The 24,622-nt window shown below is 37.5% G+C and carries 32 protein-coding genes; all 32 read right to left on the reverse strand.

The features are described from left to right. Positions 1-13: 13 nt before the first annotated feature. The 32 genes from BLV79_RS07805 to greA all read right to left on the reverse strand — a co-directional run bounded on the left by BLV79_RS07805 (position 14) and on the right by greA (position 24,612). Positions 14-1,000 carry a hypothetical protein gene (locus BLV79_RS07805; protein ID WP_074717837.1) on the reverse strand — a complete coding sequence of 329 codons (987 nt, stop codon included), beginning with the start codon at positions 998-1,000 and terminating at the stop codon, positions 14-16. A gap of 15 nt (positions 1,001-1,015) precedes the next feature. Then, a complete protein-coding gene (locus BLV79_RS07810; protein ID WP_031558000.1) occupies positions 1,016-1,237 on the reverse strand; it encodes a hypothetical protein in 222 nt (73 codons plus the stop codon). Positions 1,238-1,543: 306 nt separating this feature from the next. Next, a complete protein-coding gene (locus BLV79_RS07815) occupies positions 1,544-1,855 on the reverse strand; it encodes a hypothetical protein (RefSeq protein WP_074717840.1) in 312 nt (103 codons plus the stop codon). Positions 1,856-1,967: 112 nt separating this feature from the next. Continuing rightward, positions 1,968-2,483 carry a hypothetical protein gene (locus BLV79_RS07820; protein WP_143470234.1) on the reverse strand — a complete coding sequence of 172 codons (516 nt, stop codon included), beginning with the start codon at positions 2,481-2,483 and terminating at the stop codon, positions 1,968-1,970. 82 nt (positions 2,484-2,565) lie between these two features. Next, a complete protein-coding gene (locus BLV79_RS07825; protein WP_074717845.1) occupies positions 2,566-3,330 on the reverse strand; it encodes a hypothetical protein in 765 nt (254 codons plus the stop codon). Positions 3,331-3,420: 90 nt separating this feature from the next. After that, positions 3,421-4,254 (reverse strand): InlB B-repeat-containing protein, encoded by an 834-nt coding sequence (locus tag BLV79_RS07830; protein WP_074717847.1) that lies wholly within the window; start codon positions 4,252-4,254, stop codon positions 3,421-3,423. A gap of 1 nt (position 4,255) precedes the next feature. Then, complete coding sequence (locus BLV79_RS07835) at positions 4,256-4,957, reverse strand: hypothetical protein (protein WP_074717850.1); 702 nt, start codon at positions 4,955-4,957, stop codon at positions 4,256-4,258. Next, positions 4,957-6,582 (reverse strand): hypothetical protein, encoded by a 1,626-nt coding sequence (locus BLV79_RS07840; RefSeq protein WP_074717853.1) that lies wholly within the window; start codon positions 6,580-6,582, stop codon positions 4,957-4,959. Before BLV79_RS07840 ends, BLV79_RS07835 begins: the two co-directional genes overlap by 1 nt. Further along, positions 6,582-7,070, reverse strand: a complete 489-nt coding sequence (locus BLV79_RS07845; RefSeq protein WP_074717855.1) for a hypothetical protein — start codon at positions 7,068-7,070, stop codon at positions 6,582-6,584. The genes BLV79_RS07840 and BLV79_RS07845 overlap by 1 nt, the downstream gene beginning before the upstream one ends. Continuing rightward, positions 7,070-8,314: an ATPase, T2SS/T4P/T4SS family gene (locus tag BLV79_RS07850; RefSeq protein ID WP_074717858.1), complete on the reverse strand. Its 1,245-nt coding sequence runs from the start codon at positions 8,312-8,314 to the stop codon at positions 7,070-7,072. The genes BLV79_RS07845 and BLV79_RS07850 overlap by 1 nt, the downstream gene beginning before the upstream one ends. A 53-nt stretch (positions 8,315-8,367) precedes the next feature. Beyond that, positions 8,368-10,200 (reverse strand): relaxase/mobilization nuclease domain-containing protein, encoded by a 1,833-nt coding sequence (locus BLV79_RS07855; protein ID WP_074717860.1) that lies wholly within the window; start codon positions 10,198-10,200, stop codon positions 8,368-8,370. Between the two features lie 87 nt (positions 10,201-10,287). Then, positions 10,288-10,542 carry a SpoVG family protein gene (locus BLV79_RS07860; protein WP_074717863.1) on the reverse strand — a complete coding sequence of 85 codons (255 nt, stop codon included), beginning with the start codon at positions 10,540-10,542 and terminating at the stop codon, positions 10,288-10,290. A gap of 49 nt (positions 10,543-10,591) precedes the next feature. Next, positions 10,592-10,939 (reverse strand): SpoVG family protein, encoded by a 348-nt coding sequence (locus BLV79_RS07865; RefSeq protein WP_051637231.1) that lies wholly within the window; start codon positions 10,937-10,939, stop codon positions 10,592-10,594. 14 nt (positions 10,940-10,953) lie between these two features. After that, the gene (locus BLV79_RS07870) at positions 10,954-11,970 is read right to left on the reverse strand and encodes a DUF5688 family protein (RefSeq protein WP_031558029.1); all 1,017 of its coding nucleotides are present in this window, start codon (positions 11,968-11,970) and stop codon (positions 10,954-10,956) included. After that, a complete protein-coding gene (locus tag BLV79_RS13185) occupies positions 11,963-12,097 on the reverse strand; it encodes a hypothetical protein (RefSeq protein ID WP_278244483.1) in 135 nt (44 codons plus the stop codon). Before BLV79_RS13185 ends, BLV79_RS07870 begins: the two co-directional genes overlap by 8 nt. Before the next feature lie 91 nt (positions 12,098-12,188). Then, positions 12,189-13,493 (reverse strand): YodL domain-containing protein, encoded by a 1,305-nt coding sequence (locus tag BLV79_RS07875; RefSeq protein WP_159429340.1) that lies wholly within the window; start codon positions 13,491-13,493, stop codon positions 12,189-12,191. 57 nt (positions 13,494-13,550) lie between these two features. Further along, positions 13,551-13,742, reverse strand: coding sequence for a hypothetical protein (locus BLV79_RS07880; protein WP_051637233.1), 192 nt, complete (start codon positions 13,740-13,742; stop codon positions 13,551-13,553). Positions 13,743-13,753: 11 nt separating this feature from the next. Further along, on the reverse strand, positions 13,754-14,245 hold the full coding sequence (locus tag BLV79_RS07885; protein WP_031558030.1) for a hypothetical protein: 492 nt from the start codon (positions 14,243-14,245) through the stop codon (positions 13,754-13,756). Between the two features lie 161 nt (positions 14,246-14,406). Next, positions 14,407-14,577, reverse strand: coding sequence for a hypothetical protein (locus tag BLV79_RS12770; RefSeq protein ID WP_159429341.1), 171 nt, complete (start codon positions 14,575-14,577; stop codon positions 14,407-14,409). After that, positions 14,577-15,851: a hypothetical protein gene (locus BLV79_RS07890; protein WP_074717868.1), complete on the reverse strand. Its 1,275-nt coding sequence runs from the start codon at positions 15,849-15,851 to the stop codon at positions 14,577-14,579. Before BLV79_RS07890 ends, BLV79_RS12770 begins: the two co-directional genes overlap by 1 nt. A 543-nt stretch (positions 15,852-16,394) precedes the next feature. After that, positions 16,395-17,099, reverse strand: coding sequence for an EAL domain-containing protein (locus tag BLV79_RS07895; protein WP_074717871.1), 705 nt, complete (start codon positions 17,097-17,099; stop codon positions 16,395-16,397). Positions 17,100-17,255: 156 nt separating this feature from the next. Continuing rightward, on the reverse strand, positions 17,256-17,684 hold the full coding sequence (locus tag BLV79_RS07900; protein ID WP_074717874.1) for a methionyl-tRNA formyltransferase: 429 nt from the start codon (positions 17,682-17,684) through the stop codon (positions 17,256-17,258). 217 nt (positions 17,685-17,901) lie between these two features. Continuing rightward, positions 17,902-18,252, reverse strand: coding sequence for a hypothetical protein (locus BLV79_RS07905; RefSeq protein ID WP_074717877.1), 351 nt, complete (start codon positions 18,250-18,252; stop codon positions 17,902-17,904). A 54-nt stretch (positions 18,253-18,306) separates the two neighbouring features. Next, a complete protein-coding gene (locus BLV79_RS07910) occupies positions 18,307-19,362 on the reverse strand; it encodes a DUF6017 domain-containing protein (protein ID WP_074717880.1) in 1,056 nt (351 codons plus the stop codon). After that, the gene (locus BLV79_RS07915; protein ID WP_074717883.1) at positions 19,362-20,273 is read right to left on the reverse strand and encodes a ParB/RepB/Spo0J family partition protein; all 912 of its coding nucleotides are present in this window, start codon (positions 20,271-20,273) and stop codon (positions 19,362-19,364) included. Before BLV79_RS07915 ends, BLV79_RS07910 begins: the two co-directional genes overlap by 1 nt. Further along, positions 20,273-21,049 (reverse strand): ParA family protein, encoded by a 777-nt coding sequence (locus BLV79_RS07920; RefSeq protein ID WP_074717886.1) that lies wholly within the window; start codon positions 21,047-21,049, stop codon positions 20,273-20,275. The genes BLV79_RS07915 and BLV79_RS07920 overlap by 1 nt, the downstream gene beginning before the upstream one ends. 15 nt (positions 21,050-21,064) lie before the next feature. Further along, positions 21,065-21,313 (reverse strand): hypothetical protein, encoded by a 249-nt coding sequence (locus BLV79_RS07925; protein WP_330389968.1) that lies wholly within the window; start codon positions 21,311-21,313, stop codon positions 21,065-21,067. A 10-nt stretch (positions 21,314-21,323) separates the two neighbouring features. After that, on the reverse strand, positions 21,324-21,542 hold the full coding sequence (locus tag BLV79_RS07930; protein WP_031558054.1) for a DUF6462 family protein: 219 nt from the start codon (positions 21,540-21,542) through the stop codon (positions 21,324-21,326). 10 nt (positions 21,543-21,552) lie between these two features. Then, positions 21,553-21,768: a DUF6462 family protein gene (locus BLV79_RS07935; RefSeq protein WP_031558055.1), complete on the reverse strand. Its 216-nt coding sequence runs from the start codon at positions 21,766-21,768 to the stop codon at positions 21,553-21,555. Between the two features lie 4 nt (positions 21,769-21,772). Beyond that, positions 21,773-22,219, reverse strand: coding sequence for a DUF6462 family protein (locus BLV79_RS12445; protein ID WP_083354507.1), 447 nt, complete (start codon positions 22,217-22,219; stop codon positions 21,773-21,775). Between the two features lie 289 nt (positions 22,220-22,508). After that, positions 22,509-24,092, reverse strand: a complete 1,584-nt coding sequence (lysS, locus tag BLV79_RS07945; RefSeq protein ID WP_074717888.1) for a lysine--tRNA ligase — start codon at positions 24,090-24,092, stop codon at positions 22,509-22,511. A 40-nt stretch (positions 24,093-24,132) separates the two neighbouring features. Next, complete coding sequence (gene greA / locus BLV79_RS07950; RefSeq protein WP_074717890.1) at positions 24,133-24,612, reverse strand: transcription elongation factor GreA; 480 nt, start codon at positions 24,610-24,612, stop codon at positions 24,133-24,135. Between the last annotated feature and the right edge of the window lie 10 nt (positions 24,613-24,622).

Raw genomic sequence — 24,622 nt, forward strand, 5'->3', positions numbered from 1 at the left:
CTCATATTTGGTTTTAATTGCTTCCATCTTCCTGACCTCCTAATACATTCATCTGATCTAAAACATCAACGGTTACATTTCTCATGTACGTTAACTGCAATAGACCTAAGCTACTAATCGATTCAGCAGCAATCTTCTGGGCTCCAATACTTGGAGCGATAACGAAGCCTTCGGCTGATAAGATTGATATGATTGTTTTTTCTACAATGGCTCTCGCATCATCTGAATCACAAAGAAACATAATCTGAAATGAGCTATTTAGAAATTCCAAGTCACTCTTTCCTCGCCTGTTAAACTTCTGCTCAAGGGTTCTGCCAAAATCAATCTGATCTGCTGTAGAGATGCTATCTAAGTCATAAGCGATCTCAATTTCACATCCCATCTTTCTTAGTTTCTCAACGACATCGCCCTTAAGCGTTTCTGGATACTGCATCACAAAAAGTGTTTCACCAAAGTCGGCTTCCATTCGGAAACTGCTTACATCCTCAACCACCTCTGCAATGCATTCCTTCTTCCAATCTTTCTTTCCACGCACCATAGAAGCATATGAGAAGTTTTCCTTATTCCTATTTACTGCCTTCATCGTTTCATCAATACTGCACAGCGAGATTTCCATATGCTTGGCAACCTTCTCTTCATCTTCTGAGAAGTAGGTCCTTACCTCGTCATAGGTTTCTCCGTTTTCAGTGAGCGTCATATAGGTGTTTTCTTCTCCTTCACTACCAATTACAGTAGTTATCCTCACACTGGCCTTTAGCTCTTTGGCAAAAGATCCAGCTCCAATCCCACTTGCATTTCTGACCTTATAAACTCTTTTCCAACAGTCCCTCTCAAATCTGAAGGTTCCTGCCGGATCAAAGCTTAGTAATTTCATCGATGCTACTGTTATCTTTGGAACTGGAATGAGCATCCTATTTGCTTCACGGATACGCTTTTCTTTTTCTTTCTTTAGTCGCTTCTCTTCACGACTAATGGCTTTACTGCCAGCTCCTCTTCTCATGGCTACACCTCCTAATTAGTTGTGATCGAACCAACCATTAATGAGTGTTGTAATCTTGTTCTGGAAGTTTGGAAGTAATGTCTTTGTACCGAAAATGTACAGAAGACCTGCAATACCAGCAGCAACAGCAATAATAATGAACATAATGATGATCTGGTCAGAACCTTCCACCTTCTGTGCCATAAAATTCTTTGCTCTGATAATTGCTCCATCCATCTTTCTTACCAACTTATTCATTAACTAATCCTCCTTGTGATATTAAAAATTTGTAGTTTGTAAGTGGACCTCGCCTTACATAATGCATATAGACCTCAGACGAATTACATCTGCAGTTTTTCTGAAGATTTATTTTTCATCTTTCATCTATTTGCTTGTTACAAATCTCATATAGGCAACGCTTCCAGCCAATCTGCAAAAATACAACAAAAAAAAGATCTACGGAATATATCCGCAGACCTTCATCATTATTTATATTTGTTTTTGTGTACCATTCCGACCCCCGTCCCCCCTGCCCGACTCCCAGGGGGGCAAGTCAGCTTTGGATTACAACTTAGTAAAGGTATTTGCTCCGGTACGATCTTTGTCATTTACTTCGATTCCAAGCTCAACCTGATGGTTATAAAGCTTCACTCCAAGATTTGAAGGTGGTGTATCAATAAGATCTCTTAACGCAAAAGTCTTTCCCTTTTCCATTTCAGAAATCTTCGTTGTTACCTTGTTCCAAAGTTCTGCATATGTACGAAGTCTAAGTACCTCATCTTTACAATATGAACTAATATCAGGATATCCAGCTTCTTTCGCATAACTCTCTAGTCTCTTTAACTCTTCATCATTAACTGAAAATTGTACTCTCATAGTGTATCCTCCTGTTATTTATCATTATTTGCAGAGGTTTGTTCATCCCTCTGCACTGATATAATAACACCTTGCTGACGTTTGCGCAACCCCCTGCATAAAAATAAGGACCTCATTCGAGATCCTTATCTTCCTCTTCTACCATTTCTAATATTTTTTCTGATGTTTCAAGTGCTGTTCTAATATAACCCTCAAGCTCTTTGACTTTCTTTGGATTTCTCCTTTTTGCATCAAGTAGCATATCTGCTTTCTTTGCTGCTACACGAGTAGACTCAATCAATGCTTCATAGGTTGCATACCGTTTTGTGTTCTTGTTCGAAATTACATTCTTCATCAAGTCCTCATCGGGTTTTACGCTCTCATACCACTTGATTTTTCTTAGTGCTGGTGAATCTCCAACATACTTTCTTGCAGAACCAACATAGCTCCTGATATCTTCATGAATCGTATTAACTGCAACATTATATTTCTTCGCTAGTTGTCCTTCACTTATGCCTTTCATATATGAACGCAGCACATACTTCTGACGAGATGTCACGCCCACTTTGCTCATATATTTCATTAGTCCTTCGTCTTCAATAATCTGACGATACCTTGGGACTATCTTTTTCTTCTCCTCCATATTCACCCTCCATTGTTACATTACCCCATATAGAAATATTATCACAATACAGAAAAAAGGACATTGCTAATGCAACGCCCTTTAAACTCTATTTATTATAAGTGCTTCTATCAATACTTGTATGGAATGTAGTAAGCAAGTATCGCTGTGTTGTCAACTTCTTTTCTGTTATATTTCCAGCATGGTCTGAAACCGCAATCACATAATACTCTGGTAAATCACTAGCTACATTATCATCATAATAGATATTAAAGTATGAGTGCGTGTCTGAACTTGCCCAACTTCCATTCGTTGTACTTGAATAAATAGGATATCTATGACCGTCTACAACCTTATAGAGCATTACACTTCTAAGACCAGATGTCACATTTGGATTATTCACGCTTCTTCGCGCTTCATCATCCGTGTGCTGATTTATAACATTATCCTGACAATATCCAGATACCGTCATTCCCTGAATTACTTTTGTAATCTCAGTTCCATCAATCCCAGGCTTCGTAATATCATACTTTGTTGTAACATAAGCTGTCGATGAATGATCAACATTATCCGTTGCAACAATCTTCCAGGTGTGAATCCCTTCATACCTAGATGTGAGCGTATAGGATACGCTACCACTTCCTCTTGCGACTTCTCGTCCTACATCATCATAAATAACCATAGACGACATTCCAGAACCAGTATAACTGGTCCCTGTAAGATAATCTGTTCCGCTTACACCAATGACCGGAGCTCTATTTGTCCAATCCGTATTCGTTGTTTCAAGTCCATGAATCGCGGGATTACTATGATCCAAGTATATATATGCAGATGTTGCTGACCAAGAATTCCCCTTTTTGTCTGTTACCGTCATTCGGTATTTAAAAACACCTTCACTTGTTTCTGTGTATGTCTTGGTCTGTAGATTAGTTGTTCCATTATATGTCCATGTCTTAACTGTAGTTCATGTTCCCGTCACCCTTGAATAACGCTCTAATACAATACTACTTAGACCAGAGCCCTCATCCTGTGCAGTTACAGTTACAGTTCCATTCCCTGCACTCCACGAATTAGGTCTTGCAACAATCGAACCTGTAGGCTTTGTCTCATCTTTCCAATGTGCCTTCATTGTAACTGTTCCGCCGTCCTGGTCATGCGTATATGAACCACTAGGATAGTAATGACCACCAATTGATGCCACCCAATACTTAAAGGTCCAGCCCCTTCGTGTAGGCTTCCCACTTCTTAGTGTTAATGTCTGCCCCTCTTTCTTTGTCTGACTTGCCGGAGCACCTGTTCCTCCATTTGCATCATAAGCTACAGTATGTTCAATTTTTCTTATCTTCACAGCTGATACATATGTTAAATAGCCACCACTATATTTCCAAACACCATTTCCCTTGTCATAATATCCTAAAGCTGCAAGCTGCTGTTTTGCTTCTGCAACTGTCATATTATAATTTCCATGGCTAATTAAATCGGCTAATGCATCATCTAAAGATCTTCCTAAAACTGGATTCTGTGTATTTAATTCTATTCCATCATTAGGGCTAGTATATGTATGACTAGTTGTATTTCCAAAACTCTTAATCGGATTCTTTGTTACAACAGTCAATTCAATTGCATTGTCTGATGCATTGTAATAATAATAAAATGTGTAGGTATTGCTTCCACCTATGTTTCCCTGTCCAGTACCTCCTGTATCTCCGATATTATCTGCATATGTTGTAATAGGACTTGCAATAAAAAGACAAAACATCAACATCACGACGCCAACTAGCTTCTGCTTAATATTCATACTACTCCTCCTCTCCACTATAAATTGTTATCTCAATATACACCGTCTTTTTGTAAGTAACGTCCCCTATTCGATACTCTACTTCTGCGGTTACATTCTCTGGGATCTCCACGCCAGCTTCTGTCTTCATAGTCTGATAGTAGACTTTAGATGACTTAAGTTCATCGTACTTCGTGTCTTTAAGCAACGACTTAAGAACACTCGATTCACCATTTAATACATATAGTTTTCTTCCATTTGCATCATACGTTTCATCATCAAAAGTTACATCCTTAAGGTTTGTATCCATCCCATTAGATTCCATTAGTCCATTGAATATCCCATCTGCAGACTTCCCCTTATAATCAAATCCAAAGACTTCCTTAAAGCTTAACTCCTTAATCTTATCTTCTATTAATTCACCACTCGCTAACGCTTCTGTTAAATCAAAGGTAGAATCTGTCTCATCTTTTAGGTTGATATCCGAAGTAACATACTTCTCGTAGGTCATACTGCTATTACCATCTAAATCATTTGTCTCGGTTCTTTTCACAACGCTCACTGAGATATGATTAGCTTTTGCAAAGTAGTTTTCACACTCTGTAGTGATTGGATTGTCTTCACTGACTTTGATTGCTTCTTTACTCTCCTTCTTTCCGCAACCAGAAATGGTCCCAAGAAGCGTGATTGCTGCCAATGCTACAATTAAACATTTTCTCCTCATTACTTATCCTCCCCTGTTAAATGAATCATCGTTCTCAAAATACTCTTCTCATAACCTCGTAACACTTCTCCTTCATCCTCAGGATTAAGCAATGCTACAGGCACCAAACCATTCCTTGCTATGAATAAGTATTCTTCTTTACCATCAATGATTACCCCTAACTTCTTAATATATGCCGACTGTTTCATATATCCTGACACCGCTGATAACAGATTCGTACCAGCGAAAGTTGCCTCATCTTCAATGGCTCCATCCTCACCTACAATCTGAATCTTAATAGGAACATCAATCGTTTCATTCCAAGCATCTTCTGTATTAACCTGAGGCTCTTCTTCCTTAATGAATCCATTAATCTCAATAATTAGGTTATGAATATCATCAAGCGAATCCATTGATATCACATGATTCTCACGAATTAGATCCAAATCTCTAATATACCTATGACCATTCTTATCAATAAGATTCTCTACAATCTGTTCTCTATCATCCGGAATTTCCAAATCATATCCAGACATGTAATCCATATAGCGATCCGCCAACATTAATGCCTGATAGTACTTTGCTTTAAATCCAGCTTCAAGGTGAAACATCTCCATTAAAATTCGATTGTAATACTCCTTAAACTTCAAATACTCCTGAATGCTAAGTGTTTTCCCAATGTATTCACCAAAGCAAACTGACACAAAATCAAAGTACATAGCCAATGAAGCCTTATCAATTTCTCTATATGGTAAGAGACAATACTCTCCTGACAAGAGGTCTTCTATCATATACTGGCAAAAATCTTCTGTAGCTTTTGTAAGCTCTAAAAGACTGTGATCACTGTTGTTATATGATTTGGCTGATATATTTCTCGTTAAGCCAAAAAAGATATCATTCTTTCTCTTCATCAAAGAGTATTCCGGCATATCCTTGCATGGATGACACTCATTAAAATACAAAGTCTTATCATAGAACGGAATCTCAACGCACTTTGTCTTTGAGCTCTTTGCCTCAACCATTCGAAGCTCTTCGCCAATATCCTTCTGATTCTTTTTCTTCTCCACCACCGACTTCATGCGATCTACAAGAGATGTTCTTTTCACTTCCGGTTTTGCTACGTTCTTTACTTCTTTTTTCTCTGGCTTTTCTTCTTCCTCAACCTGTGGCATTCTCTCGATCTGCTTTTCCAAGTCAACAATTTCCTTTTCAAAGCGATCAAGAAATGCTTCATTCTTAGCTGCTGTGATCTCGATTGCCTCTTTCTCATAATCAGCTGCGCTCATTGCGTTGATTTTTGAAAGCTTAATGATATTAATAACCCTAGAAATCTGAGCTTTATACTCTTTTATTAACTGTCTGGTTAATCTAGCATTAAAGTTCTCTGTCTCAGCCTCTACGAGCGTTCTTACCTTAACCATCGCAACTGCACTCTTTGCAATATCATCAATCTCAGCACCTTCATTTTTCATAAAGACCTGATTGTATTCACCAAGCGCATTCTTCAGATCCGAAGCCTCCATGCGTCTCTGTAAAATAACTAGGGTATCCCCATCTGTGATAGTGAATCTCTCTCCTGGTGTTGCATTTATGATGTCCTCCATCGAGTTCATCATTCTTCTAATCAAAACTAATTCATCGTTCATTACATAAACCTCCCAATGACATAAATTGCCATGATAACTATCAAAACTATTGAAAATCCTGGTATCACTGCCATATCTCCTGACAATGCAAACTTCCTTTTCCTACATCGATACTCAATAGCACCGATACCGATTGATATTGCTATTGAAGCTGTCAGTAATAAGCACTCTGTAATAGCAAGTGCTATGATATTTGAGGCTGGAACACATACTAGACATATATTTGCAAAAAGAAGGAACATATCACTATCTCCATCTCCCCATACCTTAAATACCTTCATTAAAATGAATAAAACGGAATGTACTACAAGAAAGCAGATAACCTCTGCTTTCCTGTAACTAACAACATTCCACAAAACTATTGCCCAAGCATCAATTAGGACTAAACAGGGAAAGGAAAAGACTGTTCTTTCCTTGATATCCTGGACAAAGGAAACTATCAAAAATATTGCTGTAACAACTGCCATAACAAGTATTAACCTATTCATTACGCTTCGTCCTCCTTCTTAAATACAGACCGAAAGTTCAGTCTAGATCTCTTCTCATCCCAGCCATCTACTTCTAAAATCTCATCGATTGAAAAGTGGCTCATATGGATTAATACAAAGGGCATACATGTAAGCATCTCTTCCAATGTCTCCATTGAATAATCAGATACATATCTTGCGCACTGAGCTAGTCTTGTTACCGAACTAGCTGCATCGTTTGAATGAATCGTCCCAAAGAATCTCGCTCCGGTACTCATCGCTGTGGTGAATACATATAATGCCTCACCACCCTTGATTTCACCGATGATGAAATTATCAATATCCTGCAGAAGACCAAGTCTAAGCTCATCTTCCAATGAAAAATCCGTTACCACATCATGCTTTCTTACTGTCATTGTGTGCTCAAACTGGATCTGAGGATGAACATTGGAATACAGCTCATCTGACTCCTGTGAGACTAAGACAGACTGATTGAATGGGATTAGATCTATCATGTTATTAAGCAATGTAGATTTACCTGAACCACCACGACCCGAAATTAAGAATCCATATCCAGCAGATATCCTGTCCTTTAAGTACTCAATCATCTCGTCATCAAGCATGTTGTTTTCCTTTAAGTAATCCCAAGACAGCTTTGTCTTAGGCATCTTTCGAATATGGATATTGTTCTTTTCTGTTGATGTCACATAAGAAAGCTGCACATCAATTCTCAGATAGAACTTCTCTACGCCTTTTCGATCAGTACAATGACCAAGTGCAAATTCTTCAGCCCTGCCTAATCGATGGATTCTAAGGATTCTTTCAAACCAATTCTTATAGTCATTCTCATCAAAGAAACTTATATCTGTTAGATATCGTTCTCCATTTGCCTTTACAACTATGTGGTTATAATTCAGCACCTTAATATCTGATACATCCTTAGCCTCTATCAACGGAGTAAGAATGTAATATCCAAAGACACACTGTCTGAACATCTCTAACAGCTTTTGAACATCCTCATCAGTGATATCTCCAAAGTTACAAACAACATAGTCTTTCGCTCTATCCATAAGCATGATGAAATCCTGTTCTGTTCCAGTGATACACTTTTTAACGAGTGCCTGATTCAGATCACATACATTCGCTTTTAACTGCAAGAATCTTTTATTTAGCTTTTCATCCTGATACAAAGACTCTGTATGATAAATATCTGACTCAAGTTTCAATGGGGCTTTGGATTCTTTTGTATAAAATAAATTGCCCATAACGACCTCCTTTACAATGCATATAGGAATCGCTATGGGCATATCTGCAGAAATTATCTAACTTTCTTCTTACTTTCTTTATTCAATTCATTTTTAGCTGCATTTTCATTATCATTCACAATACAGCTTCTCACTCCGTAGTCTCTACGAATGTCTTTTATTCTCTGGTTAAATTCCTTTGCAGTCATCTCTTCTGACGAAAATTCCTCAAGTTCAACTCCTGCTTTACTCATCACGGTTACTGTTGTTGATACAGAATTTCGTCCATTGATTACTGCCGGCAAGGTTAAAACCCTGATATAACACTCCTTATTATCTTTTGATGTAAGATATACCTGTCGTGTCTTAAGAAGGTTATATAAAAAAGCTTCATTCTTTGCTTCTGAATGTCCGATTGCTGTAAATAAATTTATTTCATCATTTCGCTCTTCTTCATTTCCTCTACCCTGAAATGAAAGAATCGCTTTATACTGATTTGATAGTTCCTTTACCTGAGCCTGAGCGTAAATAAGCTGGTTATTTAAGTCTTCTGCATACTCGGCAACTTCCGCTATCGTTTTACCATATCCGTCCTCTAAGCGTTTTTCTAATTCCTGATAACGCTCATATTCCAACTGATATTCCTTCAAATCTGCAAATTCATATAGATACGCTTTTTTTGTAATCAACTGCATTTCTTTATAAATTGCAATCTGTGGCTTATACTTCGAAAGTAATTTCTTTACGGATTTAATCTCTGTTCCAAGTTCCTTCTTTCGTTCTACGATTTCTCTTTTTGCAGCTTCAGGGTTATTAGTTGTTGAATAGGTAGTTACAATCTCATGCACCAAAGACAGTCTTGCCATTTCCTCTGAAGCCTGCCTCATTGCAAAATTTCCATGAATCTTAGTTAACCAAGGATTTCTCCCTAGCTTCAACATATGTATAGCTTCTCTCTTCTCCTTTTCAGTCATATCTTTATATTTTTTTATGACATTCGGAGTATAGCTCACTACATCTCTTCCAGTAATTGTTGATACATGATTTTTTACTTCAGCCAATTCAAATGGCTCAAGTCTGTTAGAAATACGTTCTTTTATTGCATCTAGGGTATAATTATTTCCCAAATTATATGACCTCATTGCCTTTGACATTTCAGCAGTTCTAAGCGACATATACTGACCTATATTTACAACACATCCGCTTTCCCTTAAATACTGAACACACATATCCAAATCTGTACTATTTTCTATTGCATGATCAATTAAGTTCCTGAGCTTAATTTTCCTCTCTACGATTGATAGCTTTTCAGCTTCTAACTCCCTTTCCCACTCTATATTAGGAGTAAATCCATACCGCCTTGCCAGCTTGTTAACTGCGGGATGTAATTTCAATGTAAGGTAGTCATTATCCATATGTATTTTTCTTCCATCTAATCCAACTGTATTAATCAACACATGAATATGCAGATTATCTGTATTCGTGTGAACTGCATATACAGCCTGATTTTCTGGAAGCAATTCATTCATAAGATCATCTGCTAAGTTCATTAAATTGCCTGCATTCTCTATACCAGATTCTTCTTCATTTAGAGAAATAATTAAATGAAGCGCCACACGCCCTCCGGTCTTTCCATAAAATTCCTTCACCTGCATCATTTCTTCAACAGCAAACTTGATATCAGAGATCTGCCGACAACCTATGTATAAGCCTTCGACAGTTTTTATATCATTCAAAACGTAATTGACCTCTCTAACCACCTGTCCCTCAGTAATATTACTCAGTTTCATATCACATTTTTCTTTATTCATAATGTATGCAAGGGATGTAGACATGTTCTTCACACCACTACGATTCATACTTCCATCTTTTATATGTTTAATCTTTGCGATAATTCCACTTCCCATATTCCCTCCATACCAAGAAAAGCTGCCCTCAGGCAGCCTTTACATGGGTAACAATTTGTAACAATCCGTAACTCTATTTACTAGTTTCTATAACTCCTCAAATTTAGAAATCACTTTCATGTGAATATCTTCTCGAAGAGTCTGTGTCATAGGATAACAAATATCCTTATAATCTCCCTGCTGATTTCTTCTAGAAGGATAGCTAACATATAGATTGCCCTCTTTTGATCTCATCACTTTGATTCCATTAATAACAAAATCTCCATCAAGTGTGATGCTTCCGTAGGCTTCTAATCTATCTTCTCCAGCCTTCTTTGTCAGCCTAACATCTGTAATCTCCATATTTATTCACCGGCTAGGCTTTCGCCTAGCCAGCTACTCAACCTCCTTCCTACTTGCTTCTGCCTCTCTTCTTAGAAGCCTCCTGTGCTGCAGCCTGTTCCTGCTCAACTGCCTGGTCTTCTGACTGCTCCTGCTTTTCTTCCTTTACCTTCTGATATTCCGCAACAATGGCATCATCAATCTTGTGGTAAAGCTCCTTACTAAGAGGAAAAGCAATGTCCTCATAGGAACCATCACTCTTCATTCTAGATGGGAATGCAACGAAGTTCTTTCCGTTTTTATCCTCCATCACTCGAATTCCTCTGACTGCAAACGCTCCATCTAACGAGAAACTACCAAATGCCTTGGTTCCCCCTTCTCGATTAGATAAGCTGAGTCTAATGTCTGTTACTTCCATAACTAAATCCCTCCTTAGCGATGACGTCTAGGTCTACTTGCTTCCTGAACTTCAGTGTCCTTCTGATTCTTCTTAAGCTCCTCGATTGTTGTATCAGCTAATGTGATGTCCTTAGACTTCGCATCATACTTATACACATGATCTGAAAGCTGCTCTTCAGGTGACACTTCATTTCCGTTTACTTCCTGTACCATATTGGCAAGCATCTCAGGAGTTCCCATATCCTGACTTATAGCGATTACCTCATGCACTGACGATGGTAAGATATATAAATCCTTTCCACCAAGCTTCTTTGATAATTCATCTAATACATCACTATAGAAAATAGCTGTTGCGCCATTTACACTATTAGAATTTGAAATGACGTACATCTGATTTTCCGGCGGCATACTATCCATCATAGAATCAATTACCTCCTCTGGAACACCGTCTCTACCAAGCATATCTCTCATGATTTCGTTCATTGTCTGAAGCTTGGCAGGAAGCTTTTCCTGACTGTTCTTTACTGCATACTGGTGAAGATCTTCCACCGTAGCATCCCAATACTTCATATGCTCATCTTTAATTGTGATGGTAGCCATTCCGTCTTCCTCAGGATCTCCAACAAGTACCTTATAAATAAAGGAAAGGTCTTCCTTTTCAGTATGTGGAGTATGCTCAAGCATCTCACGGTTCTTCTCTGTATTAACTACAGTCATAATTACACGATCTTTAATGAACTCAAAGTTCATAAAGTCAGCTGCAATATTCTCAGCAAACTCCGGTCCTTCCATATGATCGCTAGTTACCTTTGCGATGTTGCCAACCACTTCATCAAGGTCAGCGCCTCCCTGGTACTTCTCATAGAAGCCTTCAAGATAAATGTTTGGTGTTACCACCTTACCTTCCGGTCTTACTGATAAAGCCTGAAGCTTCATACCATTGTTCTTTGTTACTGTGTTAATTACTACGTCTGCGTTTGCGTACTGCTCTGGCAAATGATTCTTAATTTCCTCAGTAACCTGTTCCTGAAATTCAGTAAAACTAAGCATTTTTCTTTTCCTCCTTCTCGTTTTCATTCTTTGCTAAGACGATGCGATCCGCATACACCTTAAGAATGTTTGTACTGTCTTTGCTCTTCTCTGTAACAACAAGAGCATTTTCTAAAATGTAATCCATAATTCTTTTCCTCCTTGTTTTGTGCTGGACTACTTGCTACATCTTTCCTATAGACATATCCCAAAAGTAATCTGCAGAAATATTTCACTTTTTATCTACTTTTTCCTCTGTGCGGTCTGTCAGCTATCTGCTGATCTATTTCTACGCGTTTATTCAATTCTGTTCTACAGTCTTTAATTGCTTTCTGCACTAGCGGATTCTGTCGATAATACTCAATCATATTGATCATGTCTTCATGCATATGACCACCGGACATTAATTCATATTTACCCTCATAGTCAGAACCATCCTGTAGTTCAAACCCAATTCCACCATGCTGATAGCTATCAAATAATTTGAAAGCTTCCTCCAAGGTCAAACCATCTTTGCTGTAACCCAATGTTTCAAACTCCATATTCTCTGCGTAGTAATATGAAATCTTTGCCTCCGGATTGAGCTTCGTCACGATAGGTTCCTCACTTAAAAAGTCTGGTGCCTCATGGAATCCAAATGAATCCACATACCACGCTTCATCCTTCTCATCCTTATGAAGCACTACAATGTCACTTACACTTAATGAGTGACCCTTAAAATCATCAGGGTGATTGATATTGAATGTTTCATAAATGGAATCCAATGTATCTGATTCTTTGAGTGGGGCTGAATAAATTAAGTCATAATTAGATGGATCGACTCTCACACCAAGCTTTTCCAACACAGAATATGAACTGAAGGATAACTCTCTGTTTGCCTTCTCATTCAGCTGATAAATCTCAAAAGTTGGCTCCTGCTTCTTCTCCTGGCGTTTTGCTAACTCTGCCTCTATCGCACTTGAAATCTCATCAGCTGTCTTCTTAATGATTTCCAAGTTATCCTTCAGCTCTGACACCTTCTTGTCCTTACTCCATCCACTGATATAACCAAAGGAATAATCCGAAGTATCCAACCCAATCATCTGAGATACCCAATATGCAACTGACTCAGCCTGTACCTCTTTTGTTTCTCTATCCCATTTGTCTTCTTTGCCACCATGTCCAAGAGATGCATGTCCAATCTCATGGATCATAGTTTTAATTGTCTGGAGCTCCGGCAAGCCTTCCTTCACAACAATTCTCATTTCACTTGGGCTAAAGTATCCATTTGCTGCAGACTGAATTTCTTCAAATGTAATCGGAACAGGACTTACTTTAATCAGCACCTCTTTTAATGTCTCAAATGAATCCACATTCTCATCTAGCATTGTTGCCAGTGTTGGAAGTGGCTTTCCATCTGTGTCTGAATAATCAAATACATATGCCGGTCTGAATGTCTGGTATTCACGAACAACCTCCTCTGTAAGTGGCTTTCCATCTTCGCCCTTTACTGGATGATTCTGCTCATCAAACACCTGCTCCTTCACATTTGTCTTAAATCTCATTGGCGCAATAATCATGATCCCATGACTACCCTTTTTTACTGCACGCCCAAATTCATTTCATTTTTTAAACCCGCAAACATAAGTCGCATCTGGTCTCTGACTTGCAATTAAGATGCAATTGTTAATGCTATAGGACTTAAACTTCGACATCGTCTGGATATACTCCTTATACTTGTCAGAAGAGAAAATATCTCTAACTCCATTCTCAAGCTTTTCCTGTATATCCTTCATCTTCTCGCTTCTATCCATTTGTTAACCTCCTAATACATGAGATAATCCATAGCCTCACAGTATTCGATTACAGCATTTGGAACCGCCTGATATACTGCTCTAAATCGTGGCATACCATCTGGTATGTTCCACTCTGCCCCCTGCTCTCTTTTAACAAATGTATGAACATAAATCGCTTCTTCTGTTTTATGCACAGATAAAACCACTTTATGCCCTTTATACAGATGCATTGCATCTAGCACTCCAAAGTTAAATTCAGCAATTGGACAAGTATCCTCCCATTCATATGCTGTAATGGTATATAGATAATCTGCATCCTTAACCATTCCATCAGCCGGCATCATTTCCTTAACTAACTGAGCCATTGGTAATCTCTTTACCTTATTGTTTTCTATAAAAGCAACCAGCTTTCCTTTTTCATCACAAGCTGTTTCCTCGTCTTCAATCGCAAATTCGATTAATTCCTTCAAACACTGCTTACATGTAATCTGGTTACTATAAACTGCTACTAATTCGTTCATTTACTTCTCCTTTTCAACTTGTGGTCACGATGACCACAAGTGACCTAACTTACTATTTTCTTTTTCAAATCATCTAGCTTTGCCAACAAAATCAACTTTTCTTCATCTGTGACACTCGGCTTCATTGCAATGATTTTGATATCTCTTTCAACATCAGCCATTCACTTTATGATTTCTCTGTCTCGTATTGCCGGTGGTTTGAATTCTTTGTTCACTGCCATTAAATGCTTGATATACTGCGCACGTTCCAGCCCTAACTTTCCTCTTGTAGATTCAAAAGCCTCGTAGTCTTCTGGGGATAATGACAGCGTTAACCTTTTACTATTTCCCATTACGACTCCTCTTCTTCATTACCATCTAGGTTCATTTCATATGTAGGTACAAAACTTCCTTTTTTAAGAGGTTCCAATTCCTTCTTGTCAGCTTTGGCGCCACACTCTTTTTTCTGTTTACCCGTTATCACGAAACTCGTATTACTTCTCTCAATACCGAGATCTGACTGAATTAAACGAATATCATCAATAGGAACTAACTGGAACTTTGTGGGTTCCCCATTATATACAGCTGTGATATACCAATCCCCAGATATCAACTCCTCTGCTAAACGCTGTTTCATTTTCCATTCACTTGCCTTTGCGCACTGTCTTATGAGGTTCTTTACATTCTCATAATTATTTCCAATGTCTGGGGATTCTAACAATGCAATCAGCCAATTAGCATCTGGACACTCATCGCCTACATAATTAAGCAATCGTTCCAAATCTGTATTTCTATATGGTGAATTGAATGCATATAAAGCAAGCTTTTCCTGATTAGTTAAGCTATTATCATTCAAAATTTCCTGTACCGAAATTGCTCTGCCCTCTAAATAACTTATCTGCTTACTTGCTTCTTCCTCTGAAACATGAAGACTTGAACTAATCTTGTCTTTCACGGAAAGCTCTTTCTTTGGATTTACATTTTTCAGATTCTTCAGCTCCTGAAACCGCCTAACAAACCATTTGGGTGAAAACACTGTTTTTAAAGTCTTACGCTGATAGTTTCTTTGATTTAACTCCTTTTCATCTGGGAGTTCCTTATAAAAAGCTTCTCTTAAAACACCATACTTATTCAGGTAGGAATCCTGATCCACCTTTGCAGGAACAGATTTCATAAAAATACCATCTCTGATTTCTTCTACCTTTTCTGCCTGAACAGTGTCTATTAATAAAACCTGAGGCTTTACTTTCTTACTAGATTTGTTTTTAGCTGCCGCCTTTTTCTTAGCATCCACTAACGCCTTTTTAAGCTCTTCGTTTTCACTTCTAAGTTTTTCAAGCTCTGTGTATTCTTCAGCTTTGATATGTGTTAGCGGTGAAAAAAGGTCATTCATCTCTGATACTATTTCTCTAGCCTTTGCAGAATCCACAGTTAAGAATTCTCCATTCATTCGAAACATGCCCGGATTGGTGTTTGTTACAGCTCCAATCTGTGATGTAATCGTTTGCTTTTTAACGCCTAGTGATGCTAGATGATTTCTTATCTCTTCTGGCGTATGACTTTCCTTCACCACAAACCGATAGATTTCTTCATAATCACCAATATGCTTTAGTAACTTGCTATCCATTTTTCCTCCTTTCTAGACTTGTGGTCACAGTGACCACAAGAACTTTATTGATTGCTTTCAAAAGTCATATAGAGAAACTTAGTCTCAAATCTGCAGAAATTTATTCAAAAAAATAAGCCAGGCTTTCACCTGACTTAAACATTAAGTACGAATGCATCGTACACACCCCAAACCATTGATTTTACTGGGGTTTATGCCATTCTTCACTATATACATGACCACTTCGTACCATTTTTTATATTTTTACACTACAACGATTTTGGTATTAGCAGGATTCGCCTTCATGCACACTTTATTTTCTTCGAAAACAAAGAAAGCCACCTGTGGTCATCGTGACCACAAGTGACTTTGCATCGGCATACCATCTGCCCAGGGCATCTGCATAAGGGAGAACCCTATAACCCCATTGTATTAACACTAACGTTTATTAACTTGTGTGATATTCTGATTCTGATCTTCCTTTTACATATGATTCTATCCCCTTATATGTCCCGTAATATGTACTTTAACCAAAAAAGAGCCTCTAGCACTACTAGAGACTCCCTATTCTGGCATTCCTAAGTAATAACCCTGGAAAAAATCTGCACCAAGCTCTTTCATAGTGTTAAACTCAGCCTCAGTTTCTATTCCTTCTGCTACTACTTTCATTTTCTTAGCATGGAATGTATCAATCATTTCTTTAATACGAATCTGTCTGAACTTATCCTTATCGATATCAGTAAGTAATGTTCTATCAATCTTTACAATATCTGGATTAGCAGCGTTAACTACATCCATAGTATTAAGTCCAGTTCCAAAATCATCAATAGCAATCTGGTTATCATTAATATCCGCTATTTTTCTTTTTGCTTCAGCAATATCAATCGACAAATATGGATACTCTAACGTTTCCAAAATCATTGCTTTCTTATCTTCACCAAAGTATTCAATATATGCATTTACTTCTTCCTCTGTAAATATCTCACACGGAAATGTATTTATCGAAAGAATTTCCTTATAGCCTCTCATAAAATATGCCTGAGTTGCTCCAAATAAAGTTGCCACCTCAAGTATATGAAGCTTATCCTGTTCCTGATACTCGGTAATCAGCTCCATAACATCCTTATCGTGTGGACGCATCAATGCTTCTCGCGCATATATTGTCTTTCCATCTGGATAAAATATTGGCTGGAATACATATTCAATTTTCAATTCTGATAATGCTGCCAAAATGTCTTCTGATAATGGCAAATTGTCAAAATATATCATATTACTAACTTCCTAGATAAAATTGCGTATGAAAATAACGCAAAGTTCTACTCTTATATTATATCAAAACTTTATTCTTAGTCTATAAGATAAATAAGGCAAAAATAAGGCACATCAAATTTCTCCAACGCGCCTCAAAAAGTGTTTCATATAATTTTATTCAAGCTTTGCACCAGCTGGAATTGCATCATTAAGCATAACAAGGTTTAATCTCTCCTCGCCATTCTCCTCATGAATTGCTGACATAAGCATTCCACAAGAATCAATTCCCATCATACTTCTAGGTGGAAGATTTACGATAGCAAGTAATGTCTTTCCAACAAGATCCTCAGGCTCATAGAATGCATGAACACCAGAAAGAATTGTTCTATCTGTTCCTGTTCCGTCATCTAAAGTGAACTGAAGCAACTTTTTGCTCTTAGGTACTGCAACACAGTCCTTAACCTTCACGACTCTGAAATCTGACTTACAGAAAGTATCAAAGTCTACGTTTTCTTCTTCAAAAGGTAAAAGTGAAATAGGAGATGTCTCTTCAACTACTTCTTCTGTTACCTGATCTTCTACGTTTAATTCTAAATTATCCATAGGATAAGCACACTCCTTTTCTTATTTTGAAATACGTATTGTATTATACCAAAGAAACCTCGATTTTACTATGAATTCCGCATATAGAAACAGCCCCTTCTAGTAATGTAAAGGCTCGCTTTGCTTCTACCTTGACATCACTAGAAGGAGCTGTAAGTTAGTAATCAAGGCACTTCATAAATGAAGTGTCTCTTATTGCATTTGAGCCCTTCTAATATTAGTTTTTCATCGTCATGTTAACTGCTATGCTAAGTTCTAATAAACCAATAAATCCTGCAGTGATCACTTTCAGAATAATTCGAACAACCGTAGCTCCCACCTTATCACAAAGCGCCCAAAGCAGTCCCACATACATAATTGTACTTGCGATTCCAACTACAAATGATACATACGGAATCAGTGTTAATGCCATGTAAACAATAACAAATACGATTCCAGCTCCAATTCTAAAACCTCCTGAAAAATTTTTCATAAACTGTCCGGTAATAACTGCAGCATAGATAATTGCTGGAATTAGATTAATAAAAGCCATCTTCATACTGGCTTCACTTGCACATGCACTCTTCATGTCGATACCTCCATTAGTTCACTTGTGGTCATCGTGACCACAAGCTATTATTCTTTAACCAACACCATATAAATCATGATTTACTTCTGCAGTATAATAATGATCCATTGTATTTGGCGCATTATAAAGCGATGTAATCAGATATGCCTTGATGTTATTTACTTTAGTTGTGTTATTGCTTATGCATCCAATAACATACTGTAAATGGCTTGATGTCAGCTTTAAGAACTTACTCTTAACCAACTGATATGGATAATCTTCACCACCAATACGTATTGTCTTTCTTGGAACACAAACAACATCACAGATGATATTAAACAGTTCGTCATACAGATTTCTATCTGACCATGACTTATCACTCATCATAATATCATAATCAATGTTGTCTTTGATAATTTCCATGTATGCTGATGCTTCATCCATCGCATCAATCTGTCTAGTGACATTTTCTTCGCCTGATCGATAGATAGGATTAGTCTCACTAAGTTTATTATTATCTAGTATATTATTCGGGCTCAATTTCTGCGCTGGTACCGGTTCAATATTTGAGATGGTACCCCTACTAAGTCTTATCCGGCGCGAAAAATTATCCGGTTCATATGGATTACCAGCACTTAATATGGACTGGTTCGTATTTTCAACCGGTTCAAGATTTGAGCCGGTACAAATATTGAACTGGTCCTCTATTTTATCCGGTTCTAATTTGGTACTGCTCTGGCCATCATTCGGAATAATAGGTTCATCGACTGCCTTATTTTCCGAAATGAAATTCTTTACATAAATGATATTAGCTTTTCCATTCTGCTGAATCATTTCAATCAAGCCAACATCCTGGAGCTCCTTTAGTAAAGAAGCCCCAGTATTCTTCGCAATGTTTAAATCTTCTGCAATACTAGTAATAGCATATTTAATATACACCCTGTTCTCATCATCAAGCCAACCTCTCTTTCTTGATAAAGACATTCTATCAAGCATAAGACCATATAATAGCTTTGCATTATTAGTAACATCCTTAAATCTCGAATCTGTGATTAATGCTTTAGGTAAACGATAAAATGTAAACTGTTCTGACTCTTTACCATAGTAATAATCCAAATCCAGTTTCCCCATTAGTCTACACCTCCTCTCTCTTTCCATTCGTCAAGTAATCTGATTATTAACTCCTCAATATCTTCATTCGTCATTGTAGGATCAAAATAAGAATCTAACTTCTTTGCATTAAAAGTTACTTTTCTTACCTTAGGTTTAACCACAACGAGGACTCCCAAAACCGATTCTCTTGTAAACTTCCCTGCTTTAGCAATCTCCTTAATCTTTCCTGACTGTTCGGTAGATACGCTACACTTCATATCTCTTAACACAACATACAGAATCTTCTGTTCTTCTTCTGTTAGCTGTGAAAAGTCCACTCCCTGAACAATCCCTAACTTGCCATCATCCACAAGCTTCATAAGCTCTTCAACGAGCTTGGATAAGGAAATATACCTCTGCACCGTTTTAGCGCCCTCTCCAGCCTCTTTAGCCATCTTATCGAGACTTCTACCACCATTTACTCCCTGATGCTTTAAAGCCTCGTATTTCATCGAATACGCCTTTGCTTTCTCACTTGGTAATAATTCCTCTCGCTGAATATTGGAATCAACCATAATAAGGACTGCTTCATCATCTGATACATCCTTAATAATCATTGGCATTGTCTCTTTGCCCGCAAGCTCTGATGCGTGTCTTCTTCTATGTCCAGCCAGAATCTCATAACCACCTTCCGGTCTTGGTCTTGCGATACCTGGCACTAATACTCCATATTCTTTTATACTATCAACAGTCTCCGCCATTTTTTCATCATCTATAACTCTAAATGGATGATTCTTAAACTCATGCAGTTCATTTAATGGCACTTCCACAATCTGTCCTTCAACCTTTTCCTTTGCAACTTCTGAAGACATAACCTCTTCATCGGTTCCTCCAAAGATTGAATCATATGCTGATAAACTTGCTCCCGCTACTGCATTTCTTCTACTCATTACGCAATCACCTCCGTTGTTAATGCTTCATACGCTGTTGCTACTGTTCCTTTTGGATCATATTCATAGATGCTCTTTCCTACAGTTGTAGACTCTGCAGCTCTTACTGAATGTGGAATCTTATTCTTAAAGATATTAATCTTCGAACCGTATGCCTCATCAAGCATCTCAGCAATATCCTTGGCATAATTTGTTCTTGAATCCACCATTGTAAGAAGAATTCCTTTAATCTCTAAAGACTGATTAATCTTCTTATGAATCTGATTGATTACTCTCAGTAGTTCTTCCAAACCCTTGATTGCTAAAAACGTAGGCTGAACTGGAATGATAATCTCATCACCAGCTGCTAAAGCGTTAAGTGTAAGCATTCCCAAATTTGGTGAACAGTCGATAATAATGTAGTCGTAATCATCCTTGACCATTCCAAGATATTCACTAAGTATCGTTTCTCGCCCCATAACAGTGATAAGAGCAGTTTCAATGCTATTCAGTGAATTATTTGCCGGTACAAGATCTACACCTTCTTTATGGTGCAAAATAGCCTCTCGTGGATCGAACTCCACTTCATCAATGACATTGTTATAAACAGTGGTCATTGTATATTCCATCTGCCCTGGATTATGAAATCCTAATGCTACTGTAAGACTGCCCTGAGGATCGTTGTCTATTACAAGAACACGCTTCCCCTTCTTTGCTAGTCCTATTCCTAAGTTAACTGTTGTTGTTGTCTTTGCTACGCCACCTTTTTCATTGGCACATACTAAAATCTTACTCATACGATTGCTCTCCTTTTAATTGCTCTCTGTAGTTGCTTCTTTTTCTACTTCCATGTATTTTCTAAAATATTTCTTGGTTCCCTGATTTTTAAAAATCTCTGATGACTCTGTGACCTGCACTTTTCTCAATGTGCGAATCTGCTTTTCAAGCCAGTTAATATCTTCTTTTGTACCCTGTACTCGAATCTTTATCATTCTTCCTCCTTTATCCTCATTTTCTGTATTTGCAACCATATGAGCTGCATCTAACGCTGTATTTCTCATTTTTTCCTCCTTATCCATACATTGTCTCTATGTATTCATTCAAAACTTCTACGTTCACTAGACATACTCCATTAATCTTCCTTACAGCCCCAGCTTCTTTCGCTAATTGCTGAAATCCATGAATCCCAATGGAGTATAGGTCAGCACCTTCCTTATAGCGGACATACTTCTTCTGACCGGAGTTTACTTTGATATCTAATGACTCTACCTTCGTTCTCTTATAAGACATATAGACCCTCCTATCCGTAAATCTGCTCAATATATTTGCTCAGCACAACTGTGTTAACCAAGCATGTCCCATGAACTTTTCTTACCGCATGCGCTTCACCCGCCAAATCCCGGAATGAATGCTCACACATCGAATATATTTCTGCCCCTTCAGGAATCCTGACATATATTTTTCTTCGCTTAACCGGCTCAGCATATAAGGCATCCGGTTTTGTTCTTTCCTCCATTTCATCAACCTCCAAAGTTTTCTTCGATGTAGTCTATAACCACATCAATATTAATAAGTACGATGTTTCCAATTCTTCTAATTGAATTTGCTTCCTTAGCAAGTGCTTTAAAGCATGTCATACTCATTGAAAAATACTCGGCCGCCTCCTGGTAGCGCATGTACTCTTTCTTTACTGGCTCATAACTCTTAGCTTTCTCAAGTACAAGTTCTGTCTGCATCTGACGTTTTCTTTCTCTTAACTGAACCTTGTAAACCTTCTCAAAGATTGTTCTATCAATTAGCTGAGCTTTTCTTATTTCAAAAAACGCATTCGCAGCTCTTGCCATTTTTCGGCACTGTACACCAGACAAATCGTATTTCTCGCAAATCGATTCTTCAGTAACAAATCTCGGCACTGCATACTCTTTGAGATAATCAATCTGTGGTGGCTTAACCTTTTTTCTTCCCACATCCTCACTTCCTTTCTTTTGATTTTTGTAAGGTTCGAGAAAACAAAAAAGACATCCCGATTAGTATTTCTACTAATTGAAATGTCTTTAATGATTCTCATACAAGTTGTTCCTTGTTTGAGATAGTTATTTAATTGAAATTATTTGACACAAAGGACAACAAATTGTTTTGCATATTGCTTCACATGCATCCCTTATGTTTTGCATATTTGTAACGATGCGTGTCGTACTAATATGGACTGTTTAAGGTCTATATGTAATACTTCGTACTCAAGCTGACGCGATTGAACTACTTCTGGGAACCGTTCGGAGTAGAACTAGTGTTCTGACTCTTTAAAGTAGGGAACAATAATACATCTCTAATTGCCTGAGAATCTGTTAACAACATAACTAATCTATCAATACCATATCCGATACCGCCTGTTGGAGGCATACCAATTGATAATGCATTTAAGAAATCTTCATCTGTATGATTAGCTTCTTCATCACCTGCTGCAAAAGCTTCTTCTTGAGCCTCAAAACGTTCTCTTTGATCAATTGGATCATTTAACTCTGAATATGCATTACACATTTCCCATGTGTTAATAAATAATTCGAAACGTTCTACTTTTGTAGGATCTTCTGGTTTCTTCTTTGTCAATGGCGAAATTGCAAGTGGGTGATCCATTACAAATGTAGGCTGAATTAATTGTTTTTCACAGAATTCTTCGAAGAATAAGTTTACAATATCACCTTTAGTATGACGCTCTTCAAATTCTACATTGTGTTCTTTTGCAAGTTCTTTTGCTTCTTCATCTGTTTCAACTGCATCAAAATCAACTCCTGTATATTTTTTGATACAATCAATCATTGTAATTCTTTCAAATGGTTTACCAAAATCAATTTCGATTCCGTTATATGAAATCTTAGTAGAACCACAAACTTTTTCTGCTAAGTAGCGGAACATAGACTCTGTAAGTTCCATCATTCCGTAGTAATCTGTATATGCTTGGTATAATTCCATTAATGTAAACTCTGGGTTATGACGTGTATCAACACCTTCGTTACGGAATACTCTACCAATCTCATAAACTCTTTCTAAACCACCAACGATTAATCTCTTTAAGTACAACTCTAATGAAATACGTAATTTAACATCTTCATCTAATGAATTGTAGTGTGTTTCGAAAGGTCTAGCAGCTGCACCACCTGCATTGTGAACAAGCATTGGTGTCTCTACTTCCATGAAGTCTCTACCATCTAAGAAATTACGAATCTCTTTGATGATTTTAGATCTCTTAATAAAAGTCTCTTTTACTTCTGGATTCATTACTAAATCAACATATCTCTGACGATATCTGATATCTGTATCTGTTAAACCATGGAATTTCTCTGGTAAAATCTGTAAACTCTTTGATAAAAGAGTAACTTCTTTAGCATGAATTGAGACTTCACCTGTTTTAGTTTTGAATACAAAACCTCTAACACCGATGATATCACCAACATCATATTTCTTGAAATCTTTATATGTATCTTCTCCGATGTCGTTTCTTGTAACGTAAATCTGGATATCACCTTTTAAATCACGAACATTTGCAAAAGATGCTTTACCCATTACACGTTTGAACATCATACGTCCTGCGATTGATACAAGTTTTCCTTCTGGAAAATCTTCTACAGGTACAACAATGCTCTTACCATTTTCATCTACTGGTGCTTCAAAATGTAATTCTTCATAGTTTTCTTTAACATCTACTGAATGATGTGTTACATCGTATTTTGTTATTTCGAAAGGGTTTAATCCTCTTTCCTGTAAATCTTTTAACTTATCGCGACGAACCTGTAATAATTGATTAATATCCTGTCCGCCTTGTCCATTATTCTGCTGGGCCATATTTTCCTCCGCTTTCTTAGCAGAATTTAATCTGCGTTATTTACATTGAACGCTGAATTTCTAGTACTTTGTACTTTAACTCTCCAGCCTGTGTTTCTACTGTTACTGTATCGCCAACTTTATGTCCAAGTAGTGCTTTTCCTACAGGTGACTCGTTAGAGATTTTTCCTTTTAAGCTGTTTGTTTCTGTTGAACCAACAATTTTATATTCAAGTTCTTCATCAAATTCACAATCTAAGATTCTAACTTTACACCCGATATTTACTTTATCTGTATCAGCTTCTTCTTCAACAACTACTTCTGCATTCTTAAGGATTTTCTCGATTTCCTCAATACGAGCCTCGATATCACGCTGCTCATCTTTAGCAGCATCATATTCAGCATTCTCGGATAAGTCGCCTTGTTCACGAGCTTCCTTAATTTTCTGTGCTACTTCTTTACGTTTTACAACTTTTAAATCTTGGAGTTCATCTTCAAGTTTTTTGAGACCCTGGTAGGTCAAAATATTTTTCTTATCCATACGTTTTACC

The sequence above is a fragment of the Lachnobacterium bovis DSM 14045 genome (genome assembly GCF_900107245.1).
Classification (GTDB): domain Bacteria; phylum Bacillota; class Clostridia; order Lachnospirales; family Lachnospiraceae; genus Roseburia; species Roseburia bovis.

Coding starts and splice junctions, on each gene's coding strand:
- BLV79_RS07805 (WP_074717837.1), bottom strand. CDS start 1,000: ATGAGAAGAGGAGCTGGCAGTAAAGCCATTAGTCGTGAAGAGAAGCGA.
- BLV79_RS07810 (WP_031558000.1), bottom strand. CDS start 1,237: ATGAATAAGTTGGTAAGAAAGATGGATGGAGCAATTATCAGAGCAAAG.
- BLV79_RS07815 (WP_074717840.1), bottom strand. CDS start 1,855: ATGAGAGTACAATTTTCAGTTAATGATGAAGAGTTAAAGAGACTAGAG.
- BLV79_RS07825 (WP_074717845.1), bottom strand. CDS start 3,330: ATGACGGTAACAGACAAAAAGGGGAATTCTTGGTCAGCAACATCTGCA.
- BLV79_RS07830 (WP_074717847.1), bottom strand. CDS start 4,254: ATGAATATTAAGCAGAAGCTAGTTGGCGTCGTGATGTTGATGTTTTGT.
- BLV79_RS07835 (WP_074717850.1), bottom strand. CDS start 4,957: ATGAGGAGAAAATGTTTAATTGTAGCATTGGCAGCAATCACGCTTCTT.
- BLV79_RS07840 (WP_074717853.1), bottom strand. CDS start 6,582: ATGAACGATGAATTAGTTTTGATTAGAAGAATGATGAACTCGATGGAG.
- BLV79_RS07845 (WP_074717855.1), bottom strand. CDS start 7,070: ATGAATAGGTTAATACTTGTTATGGCAGTTGTTACAGCAATATTTTTG.
- BLV79_RS07850 (WP_074717858.1), bottom strand. CDS start 8,314: ATGGGCAATTTATTTTATACAAAAGAATCCAAAGCCCCATTGAAACTT.
- BLV79_RS07855 (WP_074717860.1), bottom strand. CDS start 10,200: ATGGGAAGTGGAATTATCGCAAAGATTAAACATATAAAAGATGGAAGT.
- BLV79_RS07860 (WP_074717863.1), bottom strand. CDS start 10,542: ATGGAGATTACAGATGTTAGGCTGACAAAGAAGGCTGGAGAAGATAGA.
- BLV79_RS07865 (WP_051637231.1), bottom strand. CDS start 10,939: ATGGAAGTAACAGACATTAGACTCAGCTTATCTAATCGAGAAGGGGGA.
- BLV79_RS07870 (WP_031558029.1), bottom strand. CDS start 11,970: ATGCTTAGTTTTACTGAATTTCAGGAACAGGTTACTGAGGAAATTAAG.
- BLV79_RS13185 (WP_278244483.1), bottom strand. CDS start 12,097: ATGGATTACATTTTAGAAAATGCTCTTGTTGTTACAGAGAAGAGCAAA.
- BLV79_RS07875 (WP_159429340.1), bottom strand. CDS start 13,493: ATGAGATTTAAGACAAATGTGAAGGAGCAGGTGTTTGATGAGCAGAAT.
- BLV79_RS07880 (WP_051637233.1), bottom strand. CDS start 13,742: ATGGATAGAAGCGAGAAGATGAAGGATATACAGGAAAAGCTTGAGAAT.
- BLV79_RS07885 (WP_031558030.1), bottom strand. CDS start 14,245: ATGAACGAATTAGTAGCAGTTTATAGTAACCAGATTACATGTAAGCAG.
- BLV79_RS12770 (WP_159429341.1), bottom strand. CDS start 14,577: ATGGGAAATAGTAAAAGGTTAACGCTGTCATTATCCCCAGAAGACTAC.
- BLV79_RS07890 (WP_074717868.1), bottom strand. CDS start 15,851: ATGGATAGCAAGTTACTAAAGCATATTGGTGATTATGAAGAAATCTAT.
- BLV79_RS07895 (WP_074717871.1), bottom strand. CDS start 17,099: ATGATATATTTTGACAATTTGCCATTATCAGAAGACATTTTGGCAGCA.
- BLV79_RS07900 (WP_074717874.1), bottom strand. CDS start 17,684: ATGGATAATTTAGAATTAAACGTAGAAGATCAGGTAACAGAAGAAGTA.
- BLV79_RS07905 (WP_074717877.1), bottom strand. CDS start 18,252: ATGAAGAGTGCATGTGCAAGTGAAGCCAGTATGAAGATGGCTTTTATT.
- BLV79_RS07910 (WP_074717880.1), bottom strand. CDS start 19,362: ATGGGGAAACTGGATTTGGATTATTACTATGGTAAAGAGTCAGAACAG.
- BLV79_RS07915 (WP_074717883.1), bottom strand. CDS start 20,273: ATGAGTAGAAGAAATGCAGTAGCGGGAGCAAGTTTATCAGCATATGAT.
- BLV79_RS07920 (WP_074717886.1), bottom strand. CDS start 21,049: ATGAGTAAGATTTTAGTATGTGCCAATGAAAAAGGTGGCGTAGCAAAG.
- BLV79_RS07925 (WP_330389968.1), bottom strand. CDS start 21,313: ATGAGAAATACAGCGTTAGATGCAGCTCATATGGTTGCAAATACAGAA.
- BLV79_RS07930 (WP_031558054.1), bottom strand. CDS start 21,542: ATGTCTTATAAGAGAACGAAGGTAGAGTCATTAGATATCAAAGTAAAC.
- BLV79_RS07935 (WP_031558055.1), bottom strand. CDS start 21,768: ATGGAGGAAAGAACAAAACCGGATGCCTTATATGCTGAGCCGGTTAAG.
- lysS (WP_074717888.1), bottom strand. CDS start 24,092: ATGGCCCAGCAGAATAATGGACAAGGCGGACAGGATATTAATCAATTA.
- greA (WP_074717890.1), bottom strand. CDS start 24,612: ATGGATAAGAAAAATATTTTGACCTACCAGGGTCTCAAAAAACTTGAA.